8 protein-coding genes and 2 pseudogenes are annotated in these 9,028 nt (G+C 65.1%); 6 read left to right on the top strand and 4 right to left on the bottom strand.

All coding sequences use genetic code 11. The annotated features are described in order from the left end of the window. Positions 1–325 precede the first annotated feature (325 nt). Complete coding sequence (locus IWX63_RS15815; protein WP_199279114.1) at positions 326–841, bottom strand: hypothetical protein; 516 nt, start codon at positions 839–841, stop codon at positions 326–328. Between the two features lie 289 nt (positions 842–1,130). On the opposite strand from IWX63_RS15815, the gene IWX63_RS15810 reads away from it, so the two are divergent. Next, positions 1,131–1,478, top strand: coding sequence for a hypothetical protein (locus IWX63_RS15810; protein ID WP_199279113.1), 348 nt, complete (start codon positions 1,131–1,133; stop codon positions 1,476–1,478). A gap of 230 nt (positions 1,479–1,708) precedes the next feature. Next, a pseudogene (locus tag IWX63_RS15805) lies at positions 1,709–1,885 on the top strand (transposase); the annotation flags it as partial. Between the two features lie 555 nt (positions 1,886–2,440). Here IWX63_RS15805 and IWX63_RS15800 read toward each other — a convergent pair. Next, positions 2,441–3,097: a class I SAM-dependent methyltransferase gene (locus tag IWX63_RS15800; protein WP_199279112.1), complete on the bottom strand. Its 657-nt coding sequence runs from the start codon at positions 3,095–3,097 to the stop codon at positions 2,441–2,443. A 127-nt stretch (positions 3,098–3,224) separates the two neighbouring features. Between IWX63_RS15800 and IWX63_RS15795 the strand changes: the two genes are divergently transcribed. Continuing rightward, complete coding sequence (locus tag IWX63_RS15795; protein WP_199279115.1) at positions 3,225–4,673, top strand: dihydrolipoyl dehydrogenase family protein; 1,449 nt, start codon at positions 3,225–3,227, stop codon at positions 4,671–4,673. Positions 4,674–4,788: 115 nt separating this feature from the next. On the opposite strand, the gene IWX63_RS15790 is transcribed toward IWX63_RS15795, so the two are convergent. Both IWX63_RS15790 and IWX63_RS15785 read right to left on the bottom strand, forming a co-directional pair. Then, a complete protein-coding gene (locus IWX63_RS15790; RefSeq protein WP_199279111.1) occupies positions 4,789–5,436 on the bottom strand; it encodes a CDP-alcohol phosphatidyltransferase family protein in 648 nt (215 codons plus the stop codon). Next, entirely contained in the window at positions 5,429–6,106 is a 678-nt protein-coding gene (locus tag IWX63_RS15785; protein ID WP_199279110.1) for a TVP38/TMEM64 family protein, read from the bottom strand. The genes IWX63_RS15790 and IWX63_RS15785 overlap by 8 nt, the downstream gene beginning before the upstream one ends. 95 nt (positions 6,107–6,201) lie before the next feature. On the opposite strand from IWX63_RS15785, the gene IWX63_RS15780 reads away from it, so the two are divergent. The 3 genes and pseudogenes from IWX63_RS15780 to IWX63_RS15770 form a co-directional block, all read left to right on the top strand. Continuing rightward, positions 6,202–7,458: an ABC transporter substrate-binding protein gene (locus IWX63_RS15780; protein ID WP_199279109.1), complete on the top strand. Its 1,257-nt coding sequence runs from the start codon at positions 6,202–6,204 to the stop codon at positions 7,456–7,458. 173 nt (positions 7,459–7,631) lie between these two features. Further along, positions 7,632–8,465 (top strand): ABC transporter, encoded by an 834-nt coding sequence (locus tag IWX63_RS15775; RefSeq protein ID WP_199279108.1) that lies wholly within the window; start codon positions 7,632–7,634, stop codon positions 8,463–8,465. 104 nt (positions 8,466–8,569) lie between these two features. Further along, positions 8,570–9,028, top strand: a pseudogene (locus IWX63_RS15770) (ABC transporter permease); the annotation flags it as partial.

Here is a 9,028-nt window from a genome sequence, read left to right as displayed (position 1 = left end):
GACGGTTGACGCCCATCGAGTTCGAGACCATCATGAACACGCCAGCCGCCCTGGCTGCGTGACTAAAAATGTCACCTCTTCGTGCAGCAGACCCCACATCCACAACCACCACGAGCCCTGCAGTGCCGTAATTAACCACACGGTCTCTGGCTGTCCTGTGACTCATGGCCCTGACGATGAGGTATTCAGAGACCCTTCAGGGCTTCCCCCGTTGTAACGCGCATTCCCTCACGTCGTCCATATGTTCTCGAGCCCGACCCGGCAGGCCGGAGGATGTGTCCTAAGCCTCATCATCGGGTCACCGGCAGCTATCAGAGTGAAACGGTCAGCGGATGCGAAAACCAGCCTGGGTCACGGGCACCGTTTCAGCCCTACCGCCACCGCAGTTAGCGGCCCCAGGGCCGATCTGGGGAAGAGTGAATGTCTGCTCGCCCCCCATATTGAGAGTGAAAGCTACCATCTTGCCGTCGAGGACGACACCAGCGGCCGTTTTGCCTTTAGTGATGGTTCCACTAACTTCCGCCCTACCGTCAACGAACTCCAGGCATGTCACCCGGGCAGTGAAGTGAGACAGCCCCAAGGAGCTGTGATGAGTGAAGGACAACCGCCCATCGGCCATGGCATCGCCGCTCAGTCTGCCCTGAACAGATAAACGACGCTGGTCTTGCGGGAGAGAACTTACCGCCGCACCGTTGATCCGATAGACCGCCTGGCTACTGGTGCTGGGCCCGGAGTCGGAGGGTGCGTGGAAGGAGCCTTCCCCATCCGCAAAAGCCGGGCTGGGCGCGAAGAACATCAGGGCGGCGATACTCGCCGGGGCCAGAAAAGCTTTCAACTGCACGGTAGTCTCCTAGATGAAGCACGCGATCTATGGGAAATTCACCATACCCAGGATGAATCCGGTGTTCTGTAAGCCAGCACACTGACTCCGATCAAACTGCGGTCACTACAGTTATTCGCTCTGTACGCGTACCAACGGCAAGCCCTTCAACGGGCCTTTCGTCACCGAACGTTTCAAATCTTCTGAGGTCAGCGACATGCATACCACTTCTGAATCAGGGCCGAGGTACCTGACATGGGCGGCAACAGTTACTTCGGTGGCGGTTTCGGCTGCCGCTGGGTGGGTGGCCTTGAGCACCGCAACCGGCGAAATCGGCCCCTCCCAGCCGGACGGCACACCCGCCGATGTCGAGTTCTGGAAGCCGATCGGCTGGGCGATGCTCCTGGCCGTTCTACCAATTACCGTCGTCGCATGGACATCCACCCGGTGGGGAATCATCGCGCTGGCTAGCGCGACCGGCGTGCAAGTGATCGTCGCCCTGACAGTCATCGGCCGCTATGCAGCTTCGGACTTCAACAGTGGCGGGCTCGAGGGGCTCATCTTCCTACTCCCCCTCACCCTCGCAACAGTGGGCGCAACCACTTTACTGATCACCGTACTCAGCCGACGCCACCAACAACACCGACCTCGGAGCTGAACCCGATCAGGCAAATGTCGCCGGCGCTAATTCCGTCGAGGTAAATTCCGCACCGGCCTCACCTTTGCATTCCTACTCACACCAAAAGCTGACGCAGTTACCCCACCAAGAAGGTCGCGTTCCCCATTCGTGGTGACGCCCATGACGACGTAGAACGGGGTTATGCTCACCTGCCGATCGCGTCGACGAAGAGAACGGGGTGGAGCGGATCCAGCGCCCTGAAGCGGTAACGGGAGGCAACCCTGGTGTACTTCACGACCAACCGCTCGAACAACGGCGGTACCGAGGCAGTGAACGGACTCACTGAGATTCATCGCCGCGGGGCCCGAGGCCTCCGAAACCGGGACAACTACCAGTTACGCATGCTCCTCATCGGCGGCGGTCTCACCTACCCCCACCTCAAGTGAAAATAGCCCTCAAAAGTGCTTTGCCTCGACTCCGGTCTATCCGTAGAGACAGCTCGTGCAGGACCCTGATAGGCCCGTAGCGCCGGCTGGTTTCGCGGTTATCTGTGTTGCGGAGAAAACGGCTGTTGGTGTCCTGGATTACAGAGAGCCGGGCCCGAGGCCCATAGCCTCGGTAGCTGGATACGACTGGGCTTGCACCATGATGACAACCATCTGGGTGTTGTTCAGTCTCAGGACCCGAGTTGGGGGACGAAGTTGACGATGATTATGAACATGCGACATTGGTGGTCGAGGAGGGCGGCGAGGAGGGTTTCCTCGAGGCTTATCCGAAGATCAGAACGCACCTCGTGAAGACATAGGGCTGCCGGTCCGTTGATCTGCACGCGGGCGTTAGTAGGCTGGACGTACGCCTGTTCCGGGTGTCATGGGATCGGCTTGAGGACCACACCGAAGTATTCCCGAACAGTGATTCGGGCCGCGGTGTGCTGGATGAGTTGCAGAAGCATGTGCAGTCAATTGACGTGGTTCACTTCAGCGGATCCCACATCTGACTTCTTAGGTCCCGCTGTGATGCCCGGTCCGGATTTGCAGGTGTCCTGCTCGTGCGGACCTGGTTGTTACGTCGGTGCAGTGGGTCTCGACGGCAGTCCAGGGGTGGGCGGTGATGTCGGCGCCGCCGAGCGTGCAGGCGAGGCGCGCCAAGGCGCTTGTCCCCGGGAGACGGCTGGTGGGTTCTTGCATGTCGACGACACAGAGCTGTCCGCCTAGTCTGGTGAGGTCCCGCATTGTCGACCATCCGGCCTCCCAGGGCTTCATGAGGGACAGGGCGTAGGTCGCCAAAGCCGCGTCGGAGAGTGGTCGACCGCCTTGGGATGCGATGGATTCGATGATGGCCTCGGTAGGACTCGTGGTGGCATCGGCCTGGATGAGGATGATGTTGCTCCATCCCTCGCGAGTGGCTTTCCGCCGGGCTTGGGCGAGCATCTCCGCGCTCCGATCGATCCCGATGATGGTTCCGGTCGGCCCGATGTGTTCCTTGAGGTGCCGGAAGTTCAGTCCCGTACCGCATCCCACGTCGAGTACCTGCCCGCCTGCCCGAAGATCAAGAGACTGGATACCGAGCTTTCTGCCTGCACGGTAGACGGGGATCTCTGCCGACATAAGGTCGTAGAAGGGAGCGAAGGTGCGGTACTTTTCGGCGATCGGAATCACTCCAGGGATTCAGGCGCCACGGCGGGGCGCTGGAACGGCCAGCTTAGGCTCACACCCTGAACGGTCCGATAAACGGAGTGCGAGCAGCAACCCAGTAACGAATAATGAACGAACAGGTGAGGCACAGATGGAATCAGGTACGGATGTGATTGACCTCCTGGTCATCGGCGGGGGAACGGCAGGGATCGTGGGTGCGAAGACCGCAGCACGCCTGGGAGCCCGCGTCGTGCTGGTGGAACGCTCACGCACGGGCGGGGATTGTCTGTGGACTGGGTGCGTTCCGTCGAAAACGCTTCTGTCCTCGGCTGCCGGCGCGGTCGATGCCCGTCGTGGAACGAGTGATCCGGTGGTGTTCGCTGAGGTCAGGGAGCGGATTGCCGCCGCGATTAGGACGATCGAGCCCGATGATTCTCATGCGTCCCTTGAGGAGACGGGTGTGACGGTCCGTCAGGGTGTTGCCCGCTTCACGGGACAGGGCCGGGCGGAGATCGATGGGGAGACGGTGCACTTCCGTCAGGCCCTCATCGCGACCGGCAGCGAGCCGGCGCTCCCACCTATCGAGGGACTGGATAAGGCGCCGGTGGTGACATCGGAGACGGTGTGGGACCTCACGGAGCTGCCCAGGCATTTGGTGATTATCGGTGGAGGTCCTATTTCCTGTGAGCTCGGTCAGGCATTCGCCCGACTCGGCTCAGAAGTGACGATGGTCGCCCGGTCCCGGATCCTTCCCAAGGAAGATCCGGACGCGGCAACCATCATCCGTTCCAGTATTATCCGGGACGGCGTGCACGTCGTCGAGGGCAGTGATGTGGAGGAAGTCATCTCATCCGATGGGGGTGGGCAGGATCCGGTCTGTCGTGTGCGGCTCGGTGACGGGCGGACCTTTCCCGCCGATACGATTCTGGTCGCGGCCGGCCGGCGATCGCGCAGCAGAGGTCTCGGTTTGGAGTTCATCGGCGTCGACACCGATGACAAGGGCCAGATACGGGTCGATCCGAGCATGCGGACGTCGAACCCGCTCATCTGGGCAGCTGGGGACGTCACTCAGAACCCTGACTTCACCCACCTCGCCGCCGCCCATGCGAGCACTGCGGCATCGAACGCCGTGTTGGGAGTGCGCAGGTCGGTCAGTACGGTCGCGCCCCGGGTGACCTACACCTCCCCCGAGGTAGCGGCGGTAGGTGTGACCTCATCCGATGACCGGCAACATCATGCGTCCACGATCGAGTACGCCCATACGGACCGGGCGATCACCGAGAACCAGGAGACGGGCTTCGCCCGCCTGATCATCGATAGGCGTGGCCGTATTCTCGGTGGCACCATCGTCGGCCCCAGGGCAGGAGAGAGCCTGGGCGAGTTGACCCTGGCGGTCCACCAGAAGCTCACCACCCGGGACCTTGCAGGGGTCACCGACCCCTACCCGACCTACAACGACGCCCTGTGGAACGCGGCCATCGCCGACGCCCGAACGTCGCTCGAGAAGCCTTTCGTCCGGACCCTCATGTCAGTGCTGGTCCGTGTCACCCTGTGGCGGACCGAGCGCAAGAATCCCGAAGGCCGGCCCGTGACGAACTAGCTGGATGGCGGCCCCCAAACCACCCGACACCTACCCATCCGATCACACGGTCGGATGATCGGAGTCGGTTGGGTGTGGAGTACGGGCTGGACCGATGGGGGGGGGTGTTTGGCGGTCAGCCGAGGATGCGGTAGCCGGCGATGATCCTCTGGGTGGCGCTGACCGAGACGAGGAAGGCCCAGATGAGGGCGATCTGCCAGGACAGGAAGGGCAGGATCAGCCAGAGGCTGTGCACGATGACCGTTTCGGTTCCTTCGGCGAGACCGCCGAGGAACGACAGGGACCGGCCGTCGTCGATGGTGCGCCCTGTCTTCTCGGCGATCGAGGAGAAGGCGAGGAACACACTGCCGTTGATGTAGTAGGCGAAGAGGACGAGGAGGAAGGGTAGCCATGGGGCACCAAAAGCAGCTGTGGCTCCCACGGCGACTCCGACGACGGTCGCCCCGTAGACCACGAAGTCAGCAGCAATGTCCCAGAATCCCCCTTGCCCGCCGTCCAGCGCTGCTGGGGCTTGTCCCGGTCGGGCGGCTTGTGTGGCCCGACGTCGGGCCAGGGGTCCGTCGATCCCGTCGGCCAACCGGCACAGGAGCCACGCAATGAGCGCCGGGGCCCATAGTTGCGCAGCAGCCAGGCCCGCGCTGGCGAGTCCAAGGACGAGGTTCGCGCCAGTGAGCCGGTTAGGGCTGATCCAGGGGACGTCGAGGATAGCCGCGGTGCGGTTCAGGGCCGGCGCCAGTAGTGGCCGTAGTCGGCTGTCAAACATCGGTGGTCCGGTTCCTGCGACGGACCCGCAGCGTATAGACGAGCCCTGCGAGGGTCAGAGCGCCGAGGGCGGCCGCGGCGAGAGTGGCGGGCCAGCCAAAATCCAGGCCGTAAGCGCCCAGGGCGAGGAAACTCACGGTGCCCGGGAGGATGCCGACCATGGTGCCCAGGATGTAGGGCCACCAGCCCAGTGCTGTGAGGCCGGCGGAGTAGTTGATGGCGGTGAAGGGCAGAACCGGGACCAGGCGCACCCCGATTACCGCGACGAGACCGCGCTTGCTGAGGATGTCGTCGACTCTCTGTACGTGTGTCCCGGTGAACTTCTCGACGGCGTCCCGGCCGAGGAGACGCCCGAGCCAGAACGCGGCTGTAGCTCCGAGCAGGGCGGCGACGTAGACCAGCAGCAGTCCGGGCAAGAATCCGAACAGTACCCCCGCAGAGACCGAGAGGACGCTCTTCGGGACCGGGGCGAGGGTCAGTGCCGCGTACCCGAGCACGAAACCGACCGGACCCCACCACCCGGCCCGCTCGATCAGGGACCGCAGCTCATCGAGGTCGGGCAGGGGCAGGGCTACGACGGCGACGGTCGCGGCGACGATGATGACGCCCAGCAGCAGAGCCCGCCGGAGCGGAGTCAGCCACGACTGGCGTGGTCCGGCGTCCTGCTGCATGGTCTCCCGCCATAGATCCTCCGGAGCGGCCCGTCAGGGGCCGTACCCGCTTCGAAGAATACTGGAACCCGTTCCACCCCAGCCGAGAAGGACCCATGAACCACCCACCCGCAACCCCGTCCCGCAGCCGCCGGGCCGCAGCTCCCGTGATGGCCGCCGCCGCTGCCCTCGTGCTGGTCTCGTGCGCCGCGGAACCCGCCGAACCCCCGGCTAGTTTCGGGTCGTTTGAAGAGGTCCTCGCCGAGGCTGACGGTCAGACGGTCGATCTGTGGATGTTCGGCGGCGATGAGCAGGGCAACGCCTACGTCGACGACGTTCTCGCTCCTGCCGTAGCCCAAGAGGGAGTCATCCTGCGTCGGGTGCCCATTGCCGATACCGCGGACGCGGTGAACCGGGTCCTGTCCGAGATCCAGGCCGGACGCACGGATGGTTCGGTGGACCTGGTCTGGGTGAACGGGGCGAACTTCAGCACAGGCCGGCAGGCCGGCGCCTGGCGGTGCGACTGGACCGATGTGCTGCCGAACATGAACCTGACCGACCAGGACGACCCGTTGCTGCTCAATGACTTCGGCACACCGGTGGACGGGTGCGAAGCGCCCTGGCACAAGGCGCAGTTCACATTCTTCTACAACTCCGCGACCGTCACCGACCCGCCGACCAGCCTCCAGGGGATCCTCGATTGGGCCACGGACAACCCGGGACGCTTCACCTACCCCGCCCCGCCCGACTTCACCGGCAGCGTCTTCCTACGCGAAGTGATGCTCAGCACCGCCGGCGGAGCAGACGAAGTACCACTGGACTACAGCGAGAAAGCATTCGACGAGCACGCCCCAGCGGCCCTGGACGCCCTGGACGAGGTCGCACCATCCCTCTGGCGTGCAGGCGCCACCTACCCGCGCGACGAACAGGCACTGAACACCCTCTTCGCCGACGGTGAGATAGACATCGCCATGACCTACGGGCCCGCGACCCTCACCGACCTGGTGGCATCCGGGGCACTACCCGACACGACGAAGGTCCTCACCCTCGAGGAAGGGACCGTGGGAAACGCCAGTTTCCTCGCGATCCCCGCCAACGCCTCCGACCCGGCCGGAGCCATGGTCGTCGCCAACCTCGCCCTGTCACCGAAGCAGCAGGCAGCCAAAGCCGACCCCCGCACCTGGGGCCAGTTCCCCGTCCTCGACCCGAACCGCCTCGACGCCGACCAGCAAGCCCTGTTCGATGACCTCCCGGCCTCCCCGGTGGTCCCGACCTACGACGAACTCTCCCGCAACGCCCACGGCGAACTCGCCGCGGACTGGGTACCCGCACTGGATGAGGCCTGGCGCCAGGCAATCCCGGGCCCACGATGAACCACACACCCCCGAGCCACGGGCACCCCCTAGGCGCCGCGTCGAAAGCTGGCACCAACCATCCCGCCGACCGGACCCGCAGCGCCGCCAGTAATACTGCCGGTGATGCTGTCGGCGCTCGTCGCGGTGCTCCTGCCGGTGCTCATGCGGGTAATCGTGTCGGTAATCGTGGTGTGGCGTCGCGGCGGGCGGTGCTGCTTGCGCTGCCCGCGGTGGTGCCGGTGGCGCTGGTCCTCGGTGTCTCCCTGGGCGCCGCGTCGGCCCAGAGCCTGGGCTTGATGCCGTTCGTCGGTGCGCCCGAGTTCAGCACGCAGGGGTGGAGTGGATCGTCCGGTGACCTGGGCCGGTCGGTCGCGGTGTCGGCGTATATTGCCGCCGCGTCCACGGTGCTGTCCCTGGCGATCGGCTTCATGATCGCCGTGTACGTCCTTGCCGCACCCCGCATGGGCAGGCTCGTGGCGGTTCTGAGTGCGGCGAGCATTCCTGTGCCTCACCTCATCGGCGCCGGCGCTGTGGGGTTGTGGTTGTCCGATAGCGGGTTCCTGCACCGGTTGCTGGGCATGCCGGACGTCTTCCCTGCCCTGGTCGGCGGGCCCTGGTGGGTTGCAGTGATCAGCGAGTACGTGTGGAAGGAATCGGCGTTCGTCGCCCTCGTCGTGATCGGCAGCATGTCCCGGTCGATGACGGGCCTGTGTGACTCCGCCGCGACTCTCGGGGCCACAGCGTGGCAGCGCATCAGCCACGTCGTGGCGCCCCTGTCGGCACCGGCGCTCACGGTGTCGGCGCTGATCGTGTTCGTCTACACCTTCGGCGCCTTTGAGAGTCCCTGGCTGCTCGGCGCCACGTCTCCGGAGCCGTTGTCCGTGCGCGCCGTGCGGCTGTTCGGGTCCGTGGACCTGGCAGCCCGTCCGGAAGCCATGGCCACAGCCCTGGTGTCCGTCGCCGCCGGCGCGGCGGCGATCCTCGCCGGGGTCGCCGTCCTGCGGTCCCGCAGGAACCTGCGATGACACCCGGGGCGACACAGGTGACACGCCTGACACCGATAACACCGGTGCCCACCGGGCCCCCGGCTGGTAGAGGGGACTCGCGCTGGGCCCCGAGGGGTCTGAGCGTGCAGGCCCGGCCCGTCGTGCGGGCCCTCCTCGGGGTCCTGCTGATGCTCTGGATCCTCGCGCCGATGCTCCCGATCCTGCTGTGGGCGGTTGCCGGGCAGTGGCGGGCCCCCGCCGTCCTCCCGACGTCGTACTCGTTGGAAGCCCTCGCATCGTTAGGAGACCAGGCCGCGATCGGGGCAGGACTGGCGTCCCTGGGGCTCGGGGTAGCTGTCGCCGTCGTCGCGACGCCGCTGGGCCTGCTGGGTGCGGTCGCCGCCCGGAGGCTACCGAGGCTGCGCGGTAAAACAGTAGACCTGATCCTGCTCGCGCCCCTGGCGGTTCCCCCGTTCGCCCTGGTGATGGGCGCGAACACGACGCTGCTGCGCCTGCATGTGCCGGCGTTCGCCGGTGTTGTCCTGCTCCTGGCGGTGACCGCGCTGCCGTACACGGCGTTCATGTATCGCAGTGCCCTGGCC

Source organism: Arthrobacter sp. CAN_A2, assembly GCF_015752045.1.
Lineage (GTDB): Bacteria > Actinomycetota > Actinomycetes > Actinomycetales > Micrococcaceae > Arthrobacter_D.
The sequence above is the reverse complement of the archived record's forward strand: the minus strand, read 5'-3'. Positions and strand labels throughout refer to the sequence as shown.

Excerpts from the sequence above, each read along its gene's own strand:
- IWX63_RS15780 (WP_199279109.1), top strand. The coding sequence starts at position 6,202 with ATGAACCACCCACCCGCAACCCCGTCCCGCAGCCGCCGGGCCGCAGCT.
- IWX63_RS15795 (WP_199279115.1), top strand. The coding sequence starts at position 3,225 with ATGGAATCAGGTACGGATGTGATTGACCTCCTGGTCATCGGCGGGGGA.
- IWX63_RS15790 (WP_199279111.1), bottom strand. The coding sequence starts at position 5,436 with ATGTTTGACAGCCGACTACGGCCACTACTGGCGCCGGCCCTGAACCGC.
- IWX63_RS15785 (WP_199279110.1), bottom strand. The coding sequence starts at position 6,106 with ATGCAGCAGGACGCCGGACCACGCCAGTCGTGGCTGACTCCGCTCCGG.